Source organism: Neobacillus sp. GCM10027624 (assembly GCF_042675345.1).
In the GTDB taxonomy this organism is placed as follows: domain Bacteria; phylum Bacillota; class Bacilli; order Bacillales; family Cytobacillaceae; genus Neobacillus; species Neobacillus cucumis_D.
Genome location: NZ_JBHTHD010000011.1, coordinates 421,318 through 441,177 on the forward strand (window position 1 = coordinate 421,318; position 19,860 = coordinate 441,177).

Annotated in this window: 23 protein-coding genes, 2 pseudogenes and 1 riboswitch; of the genes and pseudogenes, 20 read left to right on the forward strand and 5 right to left on the reverse strand. The window is 38.0% G+C overall.

Annotated features, from left to right (window positions below):
- Positions 1-17: 17 nt before the first annotated feature.
- Entirely contained in the window at positions 18-401 is a 384-nt protein-coding gene (tnpA, locus tag ACFQZ9_RS18365) for an IS200/IS605 family transposase (RefSeq protein ID WP_498944849.1), read from the reverse strand.
- A 366-nt stretch (positions 402-767) separates the two neighbouring features.
- The gene (locus ACFQZ9_RS18370; RefSeq protein ID WP_498944850.1) at positions 768-974 is read right to left on the reverse strand and encodes a hypothetical protein; all 207 of its coding nucleotides are present in this window, start codon (positions 972-974) and stop codon (positions 768-770) included.
- Positions 975-1,301: 327 nt separating this feature from the next.
- Between ACFQZ9_RS18370 and ACFQZ9_RS18375 the strand changes: the two genes are divergently transcribed.
- The 14 genes from ACFQZ9_RS18375 to ACFQZ9_RS18440 all read left to right on the forward strand — a co-directional run bounded on the left by ACFQZ9_RS18375 (position 1,302) and on the right by ACFQZ9_RS18440 (position 7,112).
- Positions 1,302-1,496, forward strand: coding sequence for a helix-turn-helix domain-containing protein (locus tag ACFQZ9_RS18375; protein WP_498944851.1), 195 nt, complete (start codon positions 1,302-1,304; stop codon positions 1,494-1,496).
- A 35-nt stretch (positions 1,497-1,531) separates the two neighbouring features.
- On the forward strand, positions 1,532-1,729 hold the full coding sequence (locus ACFQZ9_RS18380) for a helix-turn-helix domain-containing protein (protein ID WP_498944852.1): 198 nt from the start codon (positions 1,532-1,534) through the stop codon (positions 1,727-1,729).
- Between the two features lie 63 nt (positions 1,730-1,792).
- Positions 1,793-1,942 carry a hypothetical protein gene (locus tag ACFQZ9_RS18385; RefSeq protein ID WP_498944853.1) on the forward strand — a complete coding sequence of 50 codons (150 nt, stop codon included), beginning with the start codon at positions 1,793-1,795 and terminating at the stop codon, positions 1,940-1,942.
- Between the two features lie 4 nt (positions 1,943-1,946).
- Positions 1,947-2,114 carry a hypothetical protein gene (locus ACFQZ9_RS18390; RefSeq protein ID WP_498944854.1) on the forward strand — a complete coding sequence of 56 codons (168 nt, stop codon included), beginning with the start codon at positions 1,947-1,949 and terminating at the stop codon, positions 2,112-2,114.
- Positions 2,104-2,265, forward strand: coding sequence for a hypothetical protein (locus tag ACFQZ9_RS18395; RefSeq protein ID WP_498944855.1), 162 nt, complete (start codon positions 2,104-2,106; stop codon positions 2,263-2,265). The genes ACFQZ9_RS18390 and ACFQZ9_RS18395 overlap by 11 nt, the downstream gene beginning before the upstream one ends.
- On the forward strand, positions 2,262-2,447 hold the full coding sequence (locus ACFQZ9_RS18400; RefSeq protein ID WP_498944856.1) for a hypothetical protein: 186 nt from the start codon (positions 2,262-2,264) through the stop codon (positions 2,445-2,447). Before ACFQZ9_RS18395 ends, ACFQZ9_RS18400 begins: the two co-directional genes overlap by 4 nt.
- A 398-nt stretch (positions 2,448-2,845) precedes the next feature.
- Complete coding sequence (gene comGA / locus ACFQZ9_RS18405) at positions 2,846-3,925, forward strand: competence type IV pilus ATPase ComGA (RefSeq protein ID WP_286179865.1); 1,080 nt, start codon at positions 2,846-2,848, stop codon at positions 3,923-3,925.
- Positions 3,912-4,943: a competence type IV pilus assembly protein ComGB gene (gene comGB / locus ACFQZ9_RS18410; protein ID WP_498944857.1), complete on the forward strand. Its 1,032-nt coding sequence runs from the start codon at positions 3,912-3,914 to the stop codon at positions 4,941-4,943. The genes comGA and comGB overlap by 14 nt, the downstream gene beginning before the upstream one ends.
- Positions 4,944-4,962: 19 nt before the next feature.
- Complete coding sequence (comGC, locus tag ACFQZ9_RS18415) at positions 4,963-5,295, forward strand: competence type IV pilus major pilin ComGC (RefSeq protein WP_498944858.1); 333 nt, start codon at positions 4,963-4,965, stop codon at positions 5,293-5,295.
- Entirely contained in the window at positions 5,292-5,732 is a 441-nt protein-coding gene (gene comGD, locus ACFQZ9_RS18420) for a competence type IV pilus minor pilin ComGD (protein ID WP_198309179.1), read from the forward strand. Before comGC ends, comGD begins: the two co-directional genes overlap by 4 nt.
- Positions 5,716-6,054, forward strand: coding sequence for a competence type IV pilus minor pilin ComGE (gene comGE / locus ACFQZ9_RS18425; RefSeq protein ID WP_498944859.1), 339 nt, complete (start codon positions 5,716-5,718; stop codon positions 6,052-6,054). Before comGD ends, comGE begins: the two co-directional genes overlap by 17 nt.
- Positions 5,999-6,478, forward strand: coding sequence for a competence type IV pilus minor pilin ComGF (gene comGF / locus ACFQZ9_RS18430; protein WP_498944860.1), 480 nt, complete (start codon positions 5,999-6,001; stop codon positions 6,476-6,478). Before comGE ends, comGF begins: the two co-directional genes overlap by 56 nt.
- Complete coding sequence (gene comGG, locus ACFQZ9_RS18435; RefSeq protein ID WP_198309176.1) at positions 6,475-6,861, forward strand: competence type IV pilus minor pilin ComGG; 387 nt, start codon at positions 6,475-6,477, stop codon at positions 6,859-6,861. Before comGF ends, comGG begins: the two co-directional genes overlap by 4 nt.
- Before the next feature lie 65 nt (positions 6,862-6,926).
- Positions 6,927-7,112, forward strand: a complete 186-nt coding sequence (locus ACFQZ9_RS18440; RefSeq protein WP_198309175.1) for a YqzE family protein — start codon at positions 6,927-6,929, stop codon at positions 7,110-7,112.
- Positions 7,113-7,144: 32 nt separating this feature from the next.
- Here the strand turns inward: ACFQZ9_RS18440 and ACFQZ9_RS18445 are convergent, their stop codons facing one another.
- Both ACFQZ9_RS18445 and ACFQZ9_RS18450 read right to left on the reverse strand, forming a co-directional pair.
- Positions 7,145-7,936 (reverse strand): YqhG family protein, encoded by a 792-nt coding sequence (locus ACFQZ9_RS18445; RefSeq protein ID WP_498944861.1) that lies wholly within the window; start codon positions 7,934-7,936, stop codon positions 7,145-7,147.
- Positions 7,914-9,602, reverse strand: coding sequence for a DEAD/DEAH box helicase (locus tag ACFQZ9_RS18450; RefSeq protein ID WP_198309173.1), 1,689 nt, complete (start codon positions 9,600-9,602; stop codon positions 7,914-7,916). The genes ACFQZ9_RS18445 and ACFQZ9_RS18450 overlap by 23 nt, the downstream gene beginning before the upstream one ends.
- A 161-nt stretch (positions 9,603-9,763) precedes the next feature.
- A riboswitch (glycine riboswitch) is annotated at positions 9,764-9,851 on the forward strand.
- 252 nt (positions 9,852-10,103) lie between these two features.
- On the opposite strand from ACFQZ9_RS18450, the gene gcvT reads away from it, so the two are divergent.
- Genes gcvT through gcvPB form a run of 3 tightly spaced genes read left to right on the forward strand, consistent with a single transcriptional unit; the run spans position 10,104 to position 14,028 of the window.
- Entirely contained in the window at positions 10,104-11,210 is a 1,107-nt protein-coding gene (gene gcvT, locus ACFQZ9_RS18455; protein ID WP_498944862.1) for a glycine cleavage system aminomethyltransferase GcvT, read from the forward strand.
- Positions 11,211-11,228: 18 nt separating this feature from the next.
- Complete coding sequence (gene gcvPA / locus ACFQZ9_RS18460; RefSeq protein ID WP_498944863.1) at positions 11,229-12,575, forward strand: aminomethyl-transferring glycine dehydrogenase subunit GcvPA; 1,347 nt, start codon at positions 11,229-11,231, stop codon at positions 12,573-12,575.
- A complete protein-coding gene (gene gcvPB / locus ACFQZ9_RS18465) occupies positions 12,568-14,028 on the forward strand; it encodes an aminomethyl-transferring glycine dehydrogenase subunit GcvPB (RefSeq protein ID WP_198309170.1) in 1,461 nt (486 codons plus the stop codon). Before gcvPA ends, gcvPB begins: the two co-directional genes overlap by 8 nt.
- Before the next feature lie 1,148 nt (positions 14,029-15,176).
- Here gcvPB and ACFQZ9_RS18470 read toward each other — a convergent pair.
- Positions 15,177-15,557, reverse strand: a complete 381-nt coding sequence (locus tag ACFQZ9_RS18470; protein ID WP_198309169.1) for a rhodanese-like domain-containing protein — start codon at positions 15,555-15,557, stop codon at positions 15,177-15,179.
- 203 nt (positions 15,558-15,760) lie between these two features.
- Between ACFQZ9_RS18470 and ACFQZ9_RS18475 the strand changes: the two genes are divergently transcribed.
- The 3 genes and pseudogenes from ACFQZ9_RS18475 to ACFQZ9_RS18485 form a co-directional block, all read left to right on the forward strand.
- A complete protein-coding gene (locus ACFQZ9_RS18475) occupies positions 15,761-16,597 on the forward strand; it encodes a lipoate--protein ligase family protein (protein WP_198309168.1) in 837 nt (278 codons plus the stop codon).
- 343 nt (positions 16,598-16,940) lie between these two features.
- Positions 16,941-18,380 (forward strand): annotated as a pseudogene (locus ACFQZ9_RS18480) (vitamin B12-dependent ribonucleotide reductase); the annotation flags it as partial.
- Between the two features lie 247 nt (positions 18,381-18,627).
- Positions 18,628-19,746 (forward strand): annotated as a pseudogene (locus ACFQZ9_RS18485) (ribonucleotide reductase barrel domain-containing protein); the annotation flags it as partial.
- Positions 19,747-19,860: the final 114 nt, after the last annotated feature.

Consider the following 19,860-nt stretch of genomic DNA (forward strand, 5'->3'; position numbering starts at 1 on the left):
AAGCTGCTCTTTTTTATTTAGTTATCTTTATAATTTTGAATCATTTGTTTAAATAACTCATTATCTGTTGAGATTATGTACTGACTTTCCCAAAGGCTACCACCATGATTTATTTTAGAATCAGGAAATTCCTTATATAAAAACCTTGCTGATCCACCTTTAAGAGCTTTTATGATATTTGGAATATAGTGAGAAGTTTTGCAGTTGATTAAAAGTCTTACATTATTCAAACCGAACTCCAGTTTTATAATTTTGAATTCATGTGTATGTGAAACGCTATTAAAATAATTTTTAATAAAATCAAATTCATGGAGTTTGAGTGATTTATTATTTTTAGTGAAAAAAGCAATATGATATTGTAGAAAACATTTATGTCTGTTGTTTACAATTACATTTGGCATCGTATCCTCCAAGACCCTTGAATCAATAATTTTCCTTTTGTTAAAACTTTACTAAAAATCTTAATATTGTTACAGAGAAGAAAGGCTTAAATTTTTTAGTAAAAGTCGCTCTTTTTTACTTTAACTCGGTTAAACAAAAGTGCTTTAAGACATAAAAAAATAGACCATCATTTCGATGGTCTACTTCAATTAAAGCACCTGTTAGTGGAATAAGGACGAATCCAAATAAAAATTAAGAAAACGCTCTAACCTAATTCGTGATTGAAGTTATTAGTAGATTATTACTTAAAATACATGTAAAGATTTAATCCTTAGATAGTTTAAAACCGCTAAGAAATCGCTCCAGGATTATAAACTTTTTGTAGGTTAACAACAGCCGTGATGGAATCCATGGTGGTGGAAAGGATAGCCTCCATACCCATAATGATGGAAAGGATAACCTCCATATCCCATACCATAGGCAGGATAGCCTCCATAACCTATGCCCATGCCATAACCGGGATAACCTCCGTATCCCATACCGAAACCAGGATAGCCTCCATAACCCATACCGCCAAAGAATTGTCTTTCCATTTTTTATCTCCTCCTCAAATTGTTTCAAAAATAGTGTATGTGTCCATGTTTAAAGAGGAATAGACGTTTACCTATTATACGTGTTTTCTTGGCTGTTATTTTGCATATAGTTTTATTTATGTAATACTGCTCAAAAAAAATTAGATGAATTCTACGATTTACTGTCTTCTTCAATTAAACTGCCCTGTTAGTGGAACAAGAAACCAACATTATTGATTAACGGAACTTTTACTTTATATCAATTTAATTTTGATTGACAGAATATTTTGACAACAATACTTAGTTTAGATATAATCGTTTCCGTGACTTGGAGGTGTAACTATAAGTGTGACTAATAAAGAAAAAGTAATGCTAGATGTAAAAGATGTAATGGCTATTGCAGGTATAGGGAGAAACAATGCATATGGATTAATGAAGAATGGTGAATTTAAAGTAAGGAAAATAGGTAACAAATATTTAGTCCATAGGGAAGTTTTTGAAAATTGGCTAAAGGGCGAAACGAAACCCAAAAAAAGATGGTAATAAAATTGATCTAATTGAAGGGTGCAAACTTAAGTGTGACAACTTATAAAAAAGTAATGCTTGATGTTAAAGATGTAATGGAAATGATGGGGATTTGTAAACCTAAAGCATACGAAATCTTTAACAGTAGAGCTTTTCATGTTGTTAAGGTTGGAAGAAAGTATATGGTTCATAAAGAAGTGTTTGAGAATTGGCTTAAGGGAGAAACAAAGCCACCAAAGAAAAGATGGTGACTTTTTAATAATTTAAGGTATGTTTACTTATTTTTGTTTTGATTAGGTAAAAGAGGTGCATTTATGAAAAAAAGAAAAAGTTTTATTACTGAAGATACCATAATCAATATAGATGAAGAAATATTTATAATTAAAGCAGAAGAATTAATATGTGAATTGTTTGTGGATTATGTTAATGGAAAATACGGGAGAACAGTACTTGAATTGAGATGATGATATGAAGAAAAAGAAATACGATAAATCCTACACCTATAAAGGAAATAAGGTAAACGTATCTTATTTAAATAAAATCACATTCAAAGAGTATCTTCAAGAAATTGCAATTGATTACATGCACACTAAAATAAAGAATGCTGATTATGGAGATGAAGATAATGGCAACTAGAACGGAGCAATACCAAATGGTTTACAAATCAAATATTGTTAATGCTTTGGTAAGGGTAAAAAATAAACCTAATATTACATTAGTCGCCAAAGCAATAATTAAACTTCAAGAAAATTTAGAGATACAAAAATTACTGGAGAAAGAGAAATGAAAGAAACCATTGATTTCGAAAATGATTTCATCCGAACTGAAACAGAAGATTCAATTATACTTAAAGCGAAAAGACGTAACGAGGATGGTTTTCTTATAAATATTACGTTTACAAAAAATCAAGAAGAACATGAAGAAGCAATGGAAGCAATAGAGGAATTTTTTATTAGAGAGATCCTTTGAGTGACTGAAAAGTTGCTCTTTTTATTGTGGCTAAATATCATTGAAGTCAACAATATTGGACATGGTATACTAGAAATACAATTCTGTTGAAAACCTATAATTTCACCTTGATGGAAGTCGAAAAAACGTTTGTTCCATCTGGTTTCACCTCGAACCCCCATAATTTACACTCATTATAATACAGCGATACTAACATGGGAATGAGGTTAACAACATAAACACTATAAGTTTAGAAAATGTTCACAATTATCGTCATAAATTTGTAATATTTAGCTCGAAATTCTTGTACCTGAATGGTGTCCATTGAGTTATTCTAATAATGGTTAACAAATTAAAAATAAGGGGGAATCCTGTTGAAACATGTTTTATCCTATCTGCAGTAATACTAAAAGGAGGTTATTCTCATTGTCAGCGCTATCGAAATTTTAGCCAATCGAATTATTAAAGATGCCACTCGAAACCAAGCAACCGATATTCATATCATTCCGCGAAAGAATGATACACTCGTTCAAATCCGCCTTACGAATAAACTTATTCCTCGATTATCCCTTCCAAAAGAAGAATGCGACAAATTAATTTCACATTTTAAATTTACCGCAAACATGGATATTGGGGAAAGAAGACGCCCGCAAAGCGGTTCAATTTTTTGCGATGTCAACGGTCAATTGATGGGGCTCAGATTATCCACCCTGCCTTCAAACAATCGAGAAAGCCTTGTTATCCGGCTTTTACCTCAACAAGAACAGATTCCATTTCACCAGCTATCCTTATTCCCTTCAATGACGAGAAAATTACTTGCCCTTCTTAAACACGCCCACGGGTTAATTATTTTTACCGGGCCGACAGGCAGTGGAAAAACCACTACCTTATATTCACTCCTCAATGAAACCGCACACTTATTCCATCGGAACGTCATTACACTAGAAGACCCTATCGAAAAAAATTATGATTCCGTCCTGCAGGTCCAAGTAAACGAAAAAGCGGGGGTCACCTATGCCACCGGATTAAAAGCTATTTTGCGGCATGATCCGGATATCATTATGGTAGGAGAAATAAGGGACAGTGAAACAGCAAAAATTGCTGTTCGGGCAGCGCTTACGGGGCATTTAGTTCTATCCACAATGCATACAAGGGATGCGAAGGGAGCGGTTTATCGGCTTCATGAATTCGGAGTGAATTGGCTGGAAGTAGAGCAAACACTTATTGCCGTAACGGCACAGCGCTTGGTGGAATTGACCTGTCCATTTTGCCAGGACGACTGTTCGCCATTTTGTTATTCATATGGTAGATGGAAAAGAGCAAGTGTGTTTGAACTCTTATCAGGGAGGAATTTACAATCAGCAATGAGGGCTGCAAAGGGGGAAAATATTGAACCACGCTATAAGACGATCAATCAAGTAATCAATAAGGGAATTGCACTAGGTTATATAAAAGAGTCAGAATATGAACGGCTGGTATACAATTATGAAACATCGTAAATGGACGGTAAATGAACAAGCAACCCTTTTAAAAAGAACAGGTGAATTATTGGCGAGAGGATATCCGATTTCTGAGGCTCTTGAGTCCATTTCCCTTCACCTTTCCACTAATCGAAAGGAGGAGCTTCATAAATGCTTAATTGGTTTAAAAACTGGTTTATCGTTTCATGAGGTTTTAGATAAGCTTGGCTTTCACAAAGATTTAGTTGGTTTTGTTTATTTTGCTGAACAACACGGCAATTTTGCGGAGGCACTTTTAGAAGGCAGCGGGATGGCTTTGGTAAAGGAAAAGGATTTGCAGAAGCTCTTAAAACTGCTCCAGTATCCGCTGCTTCTTATTTTCATTACCGGCTTTCTGTTTGTCTTTGTTGAAAATACACTGCTGCCAAGGTTTACAACCCTTTTTAAATCAATGGGACTTGAGGCTAATTTTTTCACGAAAGTAATTTATGCTTTTGACCAATATTTCCCTAAGATTCTATTGGGGATATTTACTATTTTTCTTCTAGCAGCTATGTATTACTTTTTTGTTTTCAGAAATATGTCTATCCTTCTTCAACGATCTCAGTTAGTTCGTCTCCCAATTGCAGGAAGGGTTCTCAGATTGTTATTTACTCACTATTTTTCCATTCAGCTCAGCTTTTTACTTGCAGGGGGAATCTCAGTCTCTGAAGCCTTACTGCTCTTTGAAAAGAACCACAGACAACCCTTTTACAGCCAACTTGGGAAGGAGATTAAAGAAAAGCTGGTAACCGGAGAAAAACTCGAGTCTATTTTAGCCGCATTTTCTTTTTTTGAAAAAGAATTTCCTATGATTGTTAAGCATGGACAAGCGAATGGAAAGTTAGAACAAGAACTGCAATTTTTTAGCCGGCATTGTGTAAATACAATGGAAGAAATAATTGAAAAAAGCTTTAAAATGATTCAGCCTATTTTATATCTTTTTATCGGATTTCTTGTCGTGTCGATGTATTTAGCTATTCTATTACCGATGTTCCATCTAATGGATGGAATTTAAAAACTGGAGGTTGAAAAAGATGCTGAAAAAATTTGAAAATCAAAAGGGTTTTACACTAATTGAAATGATGATTGTTATGTTAATTATTTCTGTATTGTTAATTATCACAATTCCGAACATCACAAAACATAATTCAAATATCAATGACAAAGGTTGTCAGGCATTTGTGAAAATGGTACAGGCCCAAGTTCAGGCTTATGAAATGGAAAAGAAAAAACTGCCTACAAGTGTTGAGGATTTAGTTGCTGCTGATTATTTAAAAGAGGATGCAAAGGGCTGTCCTGATGGAAAAACAAAGGTAGAAATACAAGCCGACGGAAAAGTTGTAGCGGTGGCAAATACGTCTGAATGAAAAATAACCAAAATGGATTTACTTTAATCGAATCATTATTGGTTCTCGCGATCTTTTTAATCCTATCCTCGATTACTGTCTTTTCTGTAAAGCCACAAGCGAATCGTATAGAAGATGAAACCTTCATTTCCCAGCTCAAAACAGACTTATATTTCGCCCAACAATATGCTATTTCCCATCAACACGAGGTCTATGTAGGCTTTTCGGAAAACGAATATAACTATTATATTTATGAGCGCAATGATCTTCCACGGCTGGTCGAGCGATATTATTCAAACGATATTCATGTATATCCGGGGACACTATCGTTATATTTTCGGTTTCTACCGGATGGAAATATAAGTAAATTTGGTTCGTTCACGATTGTAACGAAGGATAAGCAATATCGTGTTACGTTTTTGATTGGAAAGGGAAGGTTTTATGTCACGGAAGAATAGAGGCTTCTTTTTACTCGAGCTATTATTGTCGCTATCGGCCTGGTTTATGATGTGTCTGTTTTTTATGCCGATTGTCATTGATTTAAACAGTCAATCCAAAAAACTCAAAATCGAAAAAATGGCCAGGCAGCTGGTATATGAGGAACTCGAGGCTAAAATTATCGAGGGAAAATTAGACACCAATTATTCTGTATTACAGGATGGAATAGAATACAAAATCAGCTGGAAAGACCCTGCATTTTCCGGAGAAAAAGAGGTGTGTGTAAATGTTGAGGAAACCGCCTTTCTTTCCAAAACAGAAATTTGCGGTATGCAAGAATGAAAAAGCTTTTACATTGATTGAATCTCTCTTTGCCCTAGCCATATTTTCTATCCTTGTCTTTTTCATGGCTCCACTAATGCAAATAGTTTTAAATAATAAAGCAATTCAAGGGGAAGACCAACCATTGGAGTGGGAGGTTTTTAGCAGTCAATTAAAGAGGGAAGTCCGATCTTACATGAAGGTAGAGGTCCTTTCAGGAAGACTATTTTTAACGAAGGATGCAGAAACCATTCAATATGAAAGGTACGGCACTAACGTCCGAAGAAGGGTTAATAGTACTGGAAATGAAATCGTGTTACAAAATGTATCTGATGTAGTTTTTGTACTATTAAATAACGCTGTAAAGGTTACTGTAAAGGACACATGGGGAAAACAATATTCAATTGTTATCTACTCCTTTATTAGTTGGAATTCAAGTCCATGAAAAAAAATCAGGCAGGCTTTACCTATCCCCTTACATTGTGTGTCCTCCTTGTTTTTTTCTTATTTTTATCCATACGTGTTGAACAGCTGTTAGCTGAGAGGAAGGTTGCAAATCAAACTGCGATACTGTTGCAAGAAGAGTACTATTTCCTTAGCTCAATCAAAAAGGTGGAAAACATGCTAACATCCACCGGAACCATTCAGACAAAAGGATCTTTTAAGTATATAAACGGGGCGATGGATTATCAGGCTGAGGCTCCTATAAGTAGTGTTCAAAAGGTTAATTTCACACTCCGTTTTAGTTCAGGAATAACTGTTATTGGAATTGGCTATTTTGATATTAAATTAAAAAGGATTATCAAGTGGGCAGAAAGTAGAGCTTGAAAAAGGTCGTTTGAATTTGTAAAACATGGACATACTTGTATTGAAGGATAAAGGCAGGTGTGTCGATGAAAACAAATGATTATGTAAAATATATGACGCAAACCATTGTAAAATATGCGGACCAACCAAAGGATGAACGAAAAAGAATGCGTACAGAGCGTAAGCAAGCACAAGCATCCTTGTGGTACCGGTGGTTCGGAATCCTTCCTTATATTTTTTACTCTGAAATGAAAAGAAGAAGAAAAAGGTAAAGAAGCAGATGTATGTCTGCTTCTTTACCTTTTTAGATTGCTTTTTCTGTCAAATAAAACAGTCCGCCGTTGATAAACGAGATATTAATTTTTGGTTCATATTGTTCCTGCAGTGCTTTTTTTTCTGTTTCGTAGCTCTCATTTTCTTCTTCACAATCCTCATAAAAATGGTCTAAAAGCTTTCGGTCCATATCCCATCTTTTACGGGCTTCCTCTGCCCATGTATGATCATCACCATCAATAACATTTCTTAGATAATTTTCAATTCTGGTCATTCCGCTTTTTGGTTTAACTAATGGAGATAAGGTAAAGGAGTAATCCGGAATTTTGGGCGTTAGCTTTATTTTCGATAAGCGCTCATGGAAATCTTCGACCATTTGACCATTTATTAGCTGCAAACCAATCGATTTAAAAATATCTCTTTTTCGATCACACTGGTAGGATATTTTCACATTCATACAAAGCCAAGGTAATAATGGTGTTTGTCTATTATGCAAGCTGTGATTTTCATAAAGCCGAATATAACCTGCAAGGTTTTTTGTAGAAGTAAATATTTGATGCAATCTAGGTGATCCCAAATATATGGTTTCCCCTTTTACATGATCAGGTGCCCGCTGTTGGTCTGTAATAAAGGTAAGCTTCATCGGATTCGGAATTCCGCCTGTTTTCTCAAGATAATGCCAGTAAAAGGGGCGATTCATCAATTCTTTATCAAGTTCAATCGTTAATTGAGTAGTTAAATATCCAGGTTGGTTTTCGACAATTTCACATTCGTTGGCTTCAAAATACTTTATTAAAAAGTTATGAATTTCCTGCTGCTGCATGTGAATCTCCTTCCTTTATGTCTCTTGCGAACTCAATCATCGATGAGAGGTTTTCCATTTTTATCCTCATTTCCCCTTCGGAAGAAGATTGCCCAAATATGTCGATTAAATGGTCCTCGATATTACCAAAATCAAGTTTTGTTAAAATATCATCAAGTTCGCCAATTACCTTTTCAAATAAATCAATTTTTTCGTATAGAAGTTTTAAAATATGTTCTTCGACCGTATTTTTGATGGCAAAATTATAAATCATCACATCTTTTTCTTGGCCGAGACGGTGAATCCTGCCAATTCGCTGTTCCAGTCTCATAGGATTCCACGGTAAATCAAAATTAATGATATGATTACAGAATTGAAGGTTAATCCCTTCTCCACCGGCTTCTGTTGCAATTAAGACTTGAACATGCTTTTGAAAGAGTTCACGCATCCAGTCTTTTTTACCGCGTTTAAAACCTCCCCTGAACGGTACGGAAGAAATTCCATGCTGTTTTAAATACCATTGCAAATATAATTGTGTGGCCCGATATTCTGTAAAAATAATGACTTTGTCATTTACCTTCTGAATTAATTCTAGCGCTTTTTCAGCTTTTGAGTTTTGCTGGACGGCCTCAACTTTTTTAATCAAATAATTAATTTGTTCTTCAAAGGCAGGAGATGGATTTTCCTTTTTTTGCAGCATGTTTTTTAGTGTATAAAAAACGGCTTCGCGGCTGCTGCATGCTTCTCTTTGTAATGTCATCACAGAAAAGGCACTTGTTTGAACCCAATCTCCTTCACTTCTTAAATCATTAATGGCCTCATATAGATCTTTTTCTGATGATGAAAATTCAATTGGAATGGTTTCAACATGCCTTTTGGTCCATTCAATCCCGGTGTCAGCTCTCCGATTACGAATCATTACTTTATTGACTAATTCCTTTAAATGCTCATTATCATTTAAAGAACGGGCGTCCCGTTTATATTTTTCATAAAAGGCTGTCTCGCTTCCCAAATGCCCCGGTTTTAAAAGGGATACTAGGTTGAAGATTTCTTCAATTCTGTTTTGAATCGGGGTTGCTGTTAACAATAAACAAAATTTCTTTTTTAAATTTTGAACAAACTCATAGTTTTTCGTTTTGTTATTTTTCAGCTTATGGGCTTCATCGATGATAATAAGGTCATAGTTTTGATTGTAAATAATATCGCGATGCGGATTTCGTTTTGCGGTATCAATGGAGGACACCACCACATCACATTGTTCCCATACATAACTTTTTCTTTGCGAAATCGCCGGAATAAAAAATTTGCTATTTAGTTCCATTGCCCATTGTGTAACCAGGGAAGCAGGGACTAGAATCAATACCTTTTTAACCAAACCGCGAATCATGTACTCTTTTAAAATAAGACCAGCTTCGATGGTTTTACCTAGCCCAACCTCATCAGCGAGAATTGCTTTTCCATTCATGTTTTCAATGACTTGTTTAGCTGTTTCGAGCTGATGGGGAAGGGGAGTTAAATGCGGCAGATGGCTGGGTGCCTGCAGTCCCTCAAATTCGGGGATGACAAGATGTTTTTCAACCTCAATTGCAAGTTTAAAAAGATCCCAATTTCCCCATGGACCATCATGTTCAATCCTATGTAAAAAGTCATCCTGCCAGGAGGAATCGAATTCTATGTGAACAGACATGGTTTTCCAGCTCCTTTTCTGTCAGATACCTATTGCTCAAAATATCATTTTAGGGTAGGATGTTAGTAGCTTAGAAAGTTTTAAATTTTTGTAATAAAGTAAATGATTTTGAAGATGTATTTATTTTAGTATTACCCATATGGAAAATATTATAAATGCGGATGATAACAAGGGGAGAGACTACTCGTGTAGCGCCGAAGGAGCAAACAGAAATGTGAATCTCTCAGGCAAAAGAACTCTTGTTTGACGCAGCTCTGGAGAGTGCTTCAGTTATATAGGAGCCACCAAAGGGGAAAGCCAATATCGGTAAACTTTCAGGTGCAAGGACAGAGACCTTCTTTAATTTAAAAAGGGGGGGCTCTGTCTTTTTTTCTGGGGAAAAATATCTTAGAAAAAATGTAAAACTTATTCTAGAGATATAACGTCTCTTATGGGTATGTTTTCTCTACGCACCATCTTGTTATTTTTTTAATAAAATTTTCTGAAAAAGGGGAATTCAATATGGCTGATTTAAAACGCACTCCATTATTTGAAACCTACAAGCAATACGGGGGTAAGACAATCGATTTTGGCGGCTGGGAGCTGCCAGTCCAATTTTCAAGCATTAAGGAAGAACATGAAGCCGTTCGTACAAAAGCAGGTTTATTCGATGTATCTCATATGGGGGAAGTTGAGGTTAAAGGACCTGACAGCTTATCCTATTTGCAAAAAATGATGACGAATGATGTTTCTAAACTGAAGGATGGCGGCGCTCAGTACACAGCGATGTGTTACGAAAACGGCGGTACAGTGGATGATTTGCTTGTTTATAAAATGGAAGATAATCATTATCTACTCGTGGTAAATGCCTCCAATATTGAAAAAGATTATAAGTGGCTTGAAGACCATCTTGAAGGTGATGTTACCCTTAAAAACTTGTCTGAACAAACAGCTCAACTGGCCATTCAGGGACCACTTGCAGAAAAGGTACTACAGAAGTTGGTTAAAGAATCCGACCTAAGTCAAATTGGCTTTTTCAAATTTCAGCAGGAAGTAAAAATTAATGGCAAAACGGCCCTTGTTTCTAGAACTGGTTATACTGGGGAAGATGGGTTCGAAATTTATTGTAAGTCAGACGATGCGGTTGACCTTTGGAATGCTATTTTGGAAGCAGGTAAGGAAGAAGGAGTTCTTCCTTGCGGATTGGGCGCACGTGATACGTTACGCTTTGAGTCCGTTTTACCGCTTTACGGTCAAGAACTTTCTCCTGAAATTTCACCACTAGAAGCAGGAATTGGTTTCGCTGTAAAGTTAAATAAGGAAGCAGATTTTATTGGTAAAGAGGCATTAAAAGAACAAAAAGAAACTGGTCTTCCTAGAAAAACGGTTGGGATTGAAATGATTGACCGTGGTATTCCACGTCATGGGTATTCCGTTTATAAAGGGGAAGAGCTCATTGGTGAGGTTACTACAGGTACGCAGTCCCCAACATTAAAGAAAAATATCGGGCTTGCACTTATTCCAACACAATATGCCGAATTAGATGGTGAAGTTGAGGTTGAAATTCGCGGAAAACGTTTAAAAGCAAAAGTAATTCCAACACCTTTTTATAAAAAAGAAAAGAAATAATGGAAGGGAGTTAGGTTTATGAAACATCGCTATTTACCTATGACTGAAGAAGATAAGAGAGTAATGCTTGAAACCATTGGCGTTTCCTCCGTTGATGAACTTTTTAGCGATATCCCGGAGCAAGTACGTTATAAAGGTGAATACAACATTAAAGCTGCTAAATCAGAGCCTGCTTTAATGAAAGAACTACTTAAAATGGCAGATCGTAATGCAGACTTGAAAAGAAATGTTTCTTTCTTAGGAGCAGGCGTTTATGACCATTATATGCCTGTTATTGTCGACCATGTTATCTCACGTTCAGAATTCTATACAGCCTATACACCATATCAGCCTGAAATTTCTCAAGGGGAGCTTCAAGCAATATTTGAATTCCAAACGATGATTTGCGAATTAACGGGAATGGACGTTGCCAACTCTTCTATGTATGATGGCGGAACAGCATTAGCTGAAGCAGCAATGCTTAGTGCCGGTCATACAAAACGAAAAGTAATTTTAGTTTCAAATGCGGTTCATCCGGAATATCGTGACGTACTTAAAACCTATGCAAAGGGTCAGAACTTAAGCGTAGTTGAAGTACCAGTAATAGACGGTCTAACAGATTTAAATGAATTAAAAGGCTTAGTAAATGCCGATGTTGCTGCAGTTATTGTTCAATATCCAAACTTTTTTGGCAGAATCGAACCATTAAAAGAACTAGAAGAAATCATTCACGCCAATAAATCAATGTTTGTCGTATCAAGCAATCCACTATCTCTTGGAGTATTAACACCTCCGGGCAAATTTGGTGCTGATATTGTCATTGGGGATGCACAGCCTTTTGGTATTCCATCCGCATTTGGCGGTCCGCACTGTGGATACTTTGCTGTTACTGAAAAACTAATGAGAAAAGTTCCGGGTCGCCTTGTCGGACAGACAACAGATGACGAAGGACGCCGTGGTTTTGTTTTAACCCTGCAGGCACGCGAACAACATATTCGCCGTGAAAAAGCGACTTCAAATATTTGTTCTAACCAAGCTTTAAACGCACTTGCAGCTTCCGTTGCTATGACCGCTCTTGGCAAAAAAGGTGTTCGTGAAATGGCAGCAAACAATATGCAAAAGACTCAATATGCGAAAAATGCCTTTAAAGCGGCAGGCTTTGAAATTGTCAATGATGGTTTTTCATTTAATGAATTTGTAATTAAATTGAATCACCCGGTAAAAGAAATAAATAAACAGCTTTTACAAAAGGGAATCATTGGCGGTTATGATTTAGGTCGTGATTATTCAGAACTTACCAATCATATGCTGATTGCTGTGACTGAACAAAGAACGAAGGAAGAAATCGATACTCTTGTAAAAGAATTGGGGGATTTGCATGCATAATCAAGATCAGGCGCTCATTTTTGAACTTAGTACACCTGGCCGAGTCGGATACAGCCTCCCAGAGATGGATGTTCCGGAATTAGAATTAAATGACCTTCTTCCTGAAGGATATTTACGCGCAGATGAGCCTGAGCTTCCTGAAGTTTCTGAGCTTGATATCATGCGTCATTATACAGCACTTTCAAAACGAAACCATGGCCTTGATTCAGGATTTTATCCATTAGGATCATGTACGATGAAATATAATCCAAAAATTAATGAAAATGTTGCCCGCTATAATGGCTTTGCTCATATTCATCCCCTTCAGGATGAAGACTCTGTACAGGGTGCATTGGAATTAATGTACGACCTTCAGGAACATTTAATCGAAATTACAGGGATGGATGAAGTAACTCTGCAATCGGCTGCAGGTGCCCACGGGGAGTGGACCGGGTTAATGTTAATCCGTGCTTTCCACGAGGCTAATGGTGATTTCAACCGGACAAAGGTTATTGTTCCGGATTCAGCCCATGGTACAAATCCTGCGTCTGCAACGATTGCTGGCTTTGAAACCGTTACAGTTAAGTCTAATGAAAACGGTCTTGTTGACCTTGAGGATTTAAGAAGAGTGGTTGGCGAAGATACAGCAGCGCTAATGTTGACGAACCCAAATACACTCGGACTTTTCGAAGAAAATATTGTAGAGCTAGCTGAAATTGTTCATGATGCAGGCGGAAAGCTTTATTATGATGGAGCAAACCTTAACGCTGTTCTTTCAAAAGCAAGACCGGGGGACATGGGATTTGACGTTGTTCACTTAAATCTTCATAAAACCTTTACTGGCCCACATGGCGGCGGCGGACCTGGTTCAGGTCCTGTCGGTGTAAAAGCTGACTTAATTCCATTCCTGCCAAAGCCAGTTGTCGCAAAACGCGGGGAAGACTATGTGCTTGATTATGATCGTCCACTCTCAATTGGACGCGTGAAGCCATTCTACGGAAACTTTGGTATTAATGTCCGTGCTTACACATATATCCGTTCAATGGGTCCTGACGGCTTAAAAGCTGTTACTGAAAACGCAGTTTTAAACGCAAACTATATGATGAGAAGACTTGCAGATCATTATGAGCTTCCATTTGATAAGCATTGTAAGCATGAATTTGTATTAAGCGGGAGACGCCAGAAGAAGTTGGGTGTCCGTACATTAGATGTTGCAAAACGTCTGCTTGATTTCGGATATCATCCACCAACTATTTACTTCCCATTAATTGTGGAAGAATGCTTGATGATCGAGCCGACTGAAACCGAAGCAAAAGAAACCCTAGACGCTTTCTGTGATGTGATGATTCAAATTGCCAAGGAAGCAGAGGAGAATCCTGAAATCGTTCAAGAGGCGCCACATACAACCATCGTTGGACGTATGGACGAAACAAAAGCAGCACGTAAACCTGTGTTAAGATATAAGAAGAATTAATTGATCTTTCGGTGGGTGGATTCTATTAAGGAATTCACCCTCATCTTTTTATAGAAGTAAAGTAATTATTCCCAAGTGCTAGGGAAGTCAAGACTCTAGGAACCACTAGTGGCTCCTAGAGCCCGTAATTGGGTTGAAATCAGTGTAGTAAGAACGATCAAGGGGTTATAGTGCCCGTAAGCGGGGAAAAAGGAAGAGAGCAGGAACAATCAAGTGGTTATAGTGCCCGTGAACGAGGAAAAAGCAAGAGAGCGGGAACGATCAAGGGGTTATAGTGCCCGTGAACGAGGAAAAAGCAAGAGAGCGGGAACAATCAAGGGGGCATAGTGCCCGTGAACGAGAAAAAAGCATGAATGCAGGACCTATCTAGGTCTCATAGTGCCCGTAAGCGGGGAAAAGGCAAGAGAGCGGGGACTATCAAGGGGTCATAGTGCCCGTGAACGAGGAAAAAGCATGAATGCAGGACCTATCTAGGTCTCATAGTGCCCGTAAGCGGGGAAAAGGCAAGAGAGCGGGGACTATCAAGGGGTCATAGTGCCCGTGAACGAGGAAAAAGCATGAATGCAGGACCTATCTAGGTCTCATAGTGCCCGTAAGCGGGGAAAAGGCAAGAGAGCGGGGACTATCAAGGGGTCATAGTGCCCGTGAACGAGGAAAAAGCATGAATGCAGGACCTATCTAGGTCTCATAGTGCCCGTAAGCGGGGAAAAGGCAAGAGAGCGGGGACTATCAAGGGGTCATAGTGCCCGTGAACGAGGAAAAAGCATGAATGCAGGACCTATCTAGGTCTCATAGTGCCCGTAAGCGGGGAAAAGGCAAGAGAGCGGGGACTATCAAGGGGTCATAGTGCCCGTGAACGAGGAAAAAGCATGAATGTAGGACCTATCCAGGTCTCATAGTGCCCGTAAGCGGGGAAAAAGCAAGAGAGCGGGAACTATCAAGGGGTCATAGTGCCCGTGAACGAGAAAAAAGCATGAATGCAGGACCTATCCAGGGGCCCATAGTGCTCCGTAAGTGAAGAATAATGATGGGACAGGGAATATAAAAAGACNGGCCCATAGTGCTCCGTAAGTGAAGAATAATGATGGGACAGGGAATATAAAAAGACCACCGTTTCAGCGAACAATGGTCTCTTTGAAAAATGCTCATTATTTTGCTTTTACCTTACCTGTCCATTTTTTAAAGCCGCCTTGAAGTTGGGTTAAGTCTTTGTATCCTTTACGATATAAAAACTGTGCTGCCCGGCCGCTGCGCATTCCGCTTTGGCAATATAGGTATACAGGCATATCTGGGCGGATTTCTTTCATTCGCATTCTAATTTGAGACATTGGAATATTTCGAGCCCCTAAGATATGACCGGCATCAAATTCATTCGGTTCGCGCACATCAATCAACTGCGCTTTGCGATAGCCCCCACGGAATTCTTCTTCAGAGACGGTTTTGACAATCTTTTTCTGATAAAGGTAATTGAATACAGCGTAGATTGCAACCGCGACGATAATGATTAATAGACTAATAAGTGAATTCAATTAAAATGCTCCTTTCAAGCTTGCTGCACTAATTTTTATTATATAAGTCAACCTCTACTGCAGTAAAGATACATTAGGAAAAATCTTTTTTGTGCCCGCAAAAATTATTATAGCAGAAATATTTCATTTTGAATTCATATCAGATTTTGGTAGACTAAGAATCGCCAAAGTAAATTATTATTCATAAAAATGAGGTCTTGAAAATGGAAAAAGAAGTATGGCGTTTTATTGATTCAGGGAATGGCTCTCCATCATTCAATATGGCTCTTGATGAAGCCTTACTTGATTGGCACAGTGAAGGGAAAATTCCCCCTGTCATTCGTTTTTATGGTTGGAATCCGGCAACACTTTCTGTTGGTTACTTTCAAAAGGTAGATAAAGAAATTGATATGGAGGCAGTAAAAAAACATCAACTAGGTTTTGTCAGAAGACCTACTGGCGGACGTGGTGTTCTTCATGAACATGAACTTACATATAGTGTTATTGTTTCTGAAGACCATCCTGAAATGCCCCAATCGGTAACAGAGGCTTACCGGGTCATCTCTGAGGGGATTTTGAAGGGATTTCATCATTTAGGTTTAGAAGCCTATTTTGCTGTTCCAAAGACAGCAGAGGAGAGGGATGCATTAAAAAACCCCCGTTCTGCAGTTTGTTTCGATGCTCCTAGCTGGTATGAGCTGGTTGTTGAAGGGCGTAAAGTGGCAGGCAGTGCCCAGACAAGGCAAAAGGGCGTTATTTTACAGCATGGTTCGATTTTATTGGATTTAGAGGAAGATAAGTTATTTAGCTTATTTAAATATCCAAGTGAAAGAGTAAAGGAACGGATGCAAAAAGCATTCAAGAATAAAGCCGTTGCCATCAATGATATTAGCAAGCGAAGAATTACCTTAGAGGAAGCAAAAGAGGCATTTTATAAAGGGTTTGCAGAAGGACTCAATATTGATCTTGAGCCTTATCAATTAACTGAAGAAGAGCTCGCATACGTTCAAAAGTTAGCAAAAGAGCGCTATGAAAGTGATGAATGGAATTTTAAGAGATAACCGATTAAAAGGCGGCGGAATGTCGCTTTTTCTTTTTTTGAATAAAATACGAGGGGTATATTTAAGAGCAAACTGCGAAATTTGTTAAAATTACTCGTTTTACCTCGAAAACCAAATGAAAACTTTAATTTGCTTTAAAATCTATTTTTTTTTAAGTTTGACAAAATAAATATTTTTTGCGTCATTTACAATATGTAGTGGTGTCGAAATTATTACGAACACTATATGTTGATTTTTTGTGTGCCGATATGGTACCTTAAATGTATTAAAGCAACTAGGTCTAGCATGAAACTACTAGAACTAGCACAATAGATTGATTTTATTATTTGAAGGAGTTGTTCTCATGTCGGTTGTGTTTAGACAAAAAATGAATATTGATTTCGAGAGGTTGAATGAGGAGATCCACTTATTTCCCCAGGTACACCCAGTTACCCCTGATATGAAAATAACTCACAAGGGTGTTTCACGCTTGGTCATGCTGGACCGGTACACCTTTAAAGACACTGAAAAAATTACCCTCAAAAATGGTGACTTTGTCGTTCTTACAATCAAAGAGGATCCAAAATTTCCAGCACGTGGTCTTGGATACATCACAGACATAGACTGGGAGAATAAAAAGGCTAAAGTTTTAGTGGAAGAGGAATTCAGAGGAGTATTAGATGATCCGGAAGAAGCGAGCACAGGTATTATTTCTCGCTCACTTGATGTTATTGAGAAACCTTTAGAAATTTTTTATGAGCAAATTGCGAAACGTAATGCCACAGGACTTGCTTCCGTTGAAACGACAGAGGAAAAGCGGAGAGAGTGGTTTGAAAGGTTTTATAATGAGCTCGTAAATATGAATTTTATTCCTGCGGGGCGTGTTCTTTACGGTGCAGGGGCGAATACGGATGTAACGTTTTTTAACTGTTACGTGATGCCTTTTGTAGCTGATTCTCGTGAAGGGATTTCGGATCACCGAAAGCAGGTAATGGAAATCATGAGCCGCGGAGGCGGTGTTGGAACGAATGGTTCAACACTTAGACCACGTAATACCTTGGCAAGAGGCGTAAACGGTAAATCATCAGGTTCTGTATCTTGGTTGGATGATATTGCGAAATTAACGCATCTGGTGGAACAAGGTGGCTCGCGCAGGGGTGCCCAGATGATCATGCTGGCTGACTGGCATCCAGATATTATTGAATTCATTATTTCAAAAATGCAAAATCCAAGAATTCTACGGTTTTTAATTGAAAATACAAAAGATGAAACGATCAAAAAGCATGCGAAAGATAAGTTGAAGTTTATGCCATTAACACTTCAAGAAACTGCTATGTACCAAGGAATTGTAAATTATAAAAACATCCCTGGAATGGGTGGATTTAGCGAAGGAATTATCGCTGATGCGGAAGAAAAGTTAGAAGTCGGAGGTACTTTTGCAGTCCATAATTCAGAATTCTTAACAGGTGCAAATATTTCTGTTTGTTTAACAAAAGAATTTATGGAAGCTGTTGAAAATGATAGTGACTATGAACTTCGTTTCCCATATGTTGAGCACTATAATGAAGAAGAAATGAAGGTTTACAATGAAGAATGGCATAAAGTTGGAGACGTTCGTGATTGGGAAAAACTTGGCTATAAAATACGGACATACAAAAAGATTAAGGCAAAAGAACTTTGGAACTTAATTAACATTTGTGCAACCTATTCAGCAGAGCCAGGAATTTTCTTTATTGACAATGCCAACGATATGACAAATGCAAAGGCATATGGACAGAAAGTAGTTGCAACAAATCCGTGTGGTAAAGTGGCTTAGTTTGCCTCACGTTAAAAACTGCGGAATAAAGCGGGGACTCTGAGATTGAGAATCCGAACCGAAGGCTGGATGTAAAGGTTCAGTCAGGGGCAACGCATAGATGGTGAACCTCGAAAGAGAATATAACCCATCCACGAGGCCGCAGCATTACATTGTGTAATGAAAAGATATGCTGAACTTACGGGAAGTCAACCGTAAGAACTATCGGATAAAAAGCCGATAGGATAACAAACTGGAACAACCACTTGCACCGTTTTCCGTATGTAACCTTGCCGCTGTGAATCTTGCAGAAATGGCAAATAAGCAAACAAAAACGGTTGATTTTGAGAAACTTAAGAAAACAGTTGCAGTCGGAGTAAGGATGCAAGACAACGTTATAAACGCGACTCCTTACTTCTTAGAAGAAAACAAAAAGCAAGCACTCGGAGAACGCCGCGTTGGTTTAGGTGTAATGGGCTTACACGATTTACTTATCTATTGTGAAACCGAGTATGGCTCCGAAAAAGGAAACCAACTTGTAGATGAAGTTTTTGAAACAATTGCTACAACAGCTTACAGAACATCTGTAGAACTGGCGAAAGAGAAGGGAAGCTTCCCATTCTTAACAGGTGAAACACATGAAGCAACAAATCGTTTAAGACAGGCATTTATCGAAACAGGTTACATGGAAAAAATGCCGGAAGATATTCGCCAGTCTATTTTAAAGAACGGAATTAGAAATTCACACTTACTAACTGTCGCTCCTACGGGATCCACCGGTACCATGGTTGGGGTTTCTACAGGATTAGAACCTTACTTCTCTTTCTCTTACTTCAGAAGTGGACGTCTTGGTAAATTTATTGAAGTAAATGCTGATATCGTTCAAGAATATCTTGAACAGAATCCAGAAGCAGATAAGAACAATCTTCCAAATTGGTTCGTAACAGCGATGGAACTGGCACCGGAAGCCCATGCAGATGTACAATGTGTCATCCAACGCTGGATTGATAGCTCAATCAGTAAAACGGTAAACGCGCCTAAAGGCTATAGTGTTGAACAGGTAGAAAAGGTTTATGAGCGCCTATATCGTGGTGGTGCCAAAGGTGGTACCGTCTACGTCGATGGTTCACGTGATTCTCAAGTACTAACCCTTAAAGCCGAAGAAAACACAGAAGAACAATTATCCATGTTTGAAGATAAACCAAAACAGCATGTTGTCCTAGTCGATACAATAACTGATCTTCGTTCTACAGATGTAACAATTGGTTCTGAAGTAGGCAACACATGCCCGGTTTGCCGCAAAGGAAAAGTAAAAGAAATCGGCGGCTGTAACACCTGTACAAATTGTGGTGCACAATTGAAATGTGGTTTATAAGATACCCAAGGAGGTTGTCTCAATTTTGAGGCAGCCCTCTTCTATTTTTTAGTCGAAAAAACGAATCAAAGTACATAAAAAATGACAAAATCTCCTACATTTATAACAAACTAG

What these genes read in the sequence shown, in the direction of transcription:
- tnpA (WP_498944849.1), bottom strand. Translation starts at nt 401, where the DNA reads ATGCCAAATGTAATTGTAAACAACAGACATAAATGTTTTCTACAATAT.
- ACFQZ9_RS18370 (WP_498944850.1), bottom strand. Translation starts at nt 974, where the DNA reads ATGGAAAGACAATTCTTTGGCGGTATGGGTTATGGAGGCTATCCTGGT.
- ACFQZ9_RS18385 (WP_498944853.1), top strand. Translation starts at nt 1,793, where the DNA reads ATGAAAAAAAGAAAAAGTTTTATTACTGAAGATACCATAATCAATATA.
- ACFQZ9_RS18390 (WP_498944854.1), top strand. Translation starts at nt 1,947, where the DNA reads ATGAAGAAAAAGAAATACGATAAATCCTACACCTATAAAGGAAATAAG.
- ACFQZ9_RS18395 (WP_498944855.1), top strand. Translation starts at nt 2,104, where the DNA reads ATGGCAACTAGAACGGAGCAATACCAAATGGTTTACAAATCAAATATT.
- ACFQZ9_RS18400 (WP_498944856.1), top strand. Translation starts at nt 2,262, where the DNA reads ATGAAAGAAACCATTGATTTCGAAAATGATTTCATCCGAACTGAAACA.
- comGB (WP_498944857.1), top strand. Translation starts at nt 3,912, where the DNA reads ATGAAACATCGTAAATGGACGGTAAATGAACAAGCAACCCTTTTAAAA.
- comGC (WP_498944858.1), top strand. Translation starts at nt 4,963, where the DNA reads ATGCTGAAAAAATTTGAAAATCAAAAGGGTTTTACACTAATTGAAATG.
- comGD (WP_198309179.1), top strand. Translation starts at nt 5,292, where the DNA reads ATGAAAAATAACCAAAATGGATTTACTTTAATCGAATCATTATTGGTT.
- comGE (WP_498944859.1), top strand. Translation starts at nt 5,716, where the DNA reads ATGTCACGGAAGAATAGAGGCTTCTTTTTACTCGAGCTATTATTGTCG.
- comGF (WP_498944860.1), top strand. Translation starts at nt 5,999, where the DNA reads ATGTTGAGGAAACCGCCTTTCTTTCCAAAACAGAAATTTGCGGTATGC.
- comGG (WP_198309176.1), top strand. Translation starts at nt 6,475, where the DNA reads ATGAAAAAAAATCAGGCAGGCTTTACCTATCCCCTTACATTGTGTGTC.
- ACFQZ9_RS18440 (WP_198309175.1), top strand. Translation starts at nt 6,927, where the DNA reads ATGAAAACAAATGATTATGTAAAATATATGACGCAAACCATTGTAAAA.
- ACFQZ9_RS18445 (WP_498944861.1), bottom strand. Translation starts at nt 7,936, where the DNA reads ATGCAGCAGCAGGAAATTCATAACTTTTTAATAAAGTATTTTGAAGCC.
- ACFQZ9_RS18450 (WP_198309173.1), bottom strand. Translation starts at nt 9,602, where the DNA reads ATGTCTGTTCACATAGAATTCGATTCCTCCTGGCAGGATGACTTTTTA.
- gcvT (WP_498944862.1), top strand. Translation starts at nt 10,104, where the DNA reads ATGGCTGATTTAAAACGCACTCCATTATTTGAAACCTACAAGCAATAC.
- gcvPA (WP_498944863.1), top strand. Translation starts at nt 11,229, where the DNA reads ATGAAACATCGCTATTTACCTATGACTGAAGAAGATAAGAGAGTAATG.
- gcvPB (WP_198309170.1), top strand. Translation starts at nt 12,568, where the DNA reads ATGCATAATCAAGATCAGGCGCTCATTTTTGAACTTAGTACACCTGGC.
- ACFQZ9_RS18475 (WP_198309168.1), top strand. Translation starts at nt 15,761, where the DNA reads ATGGAAAAAGAAGTATGGCGTTTTATTGATTCAGGGAATGGCTCTCCA.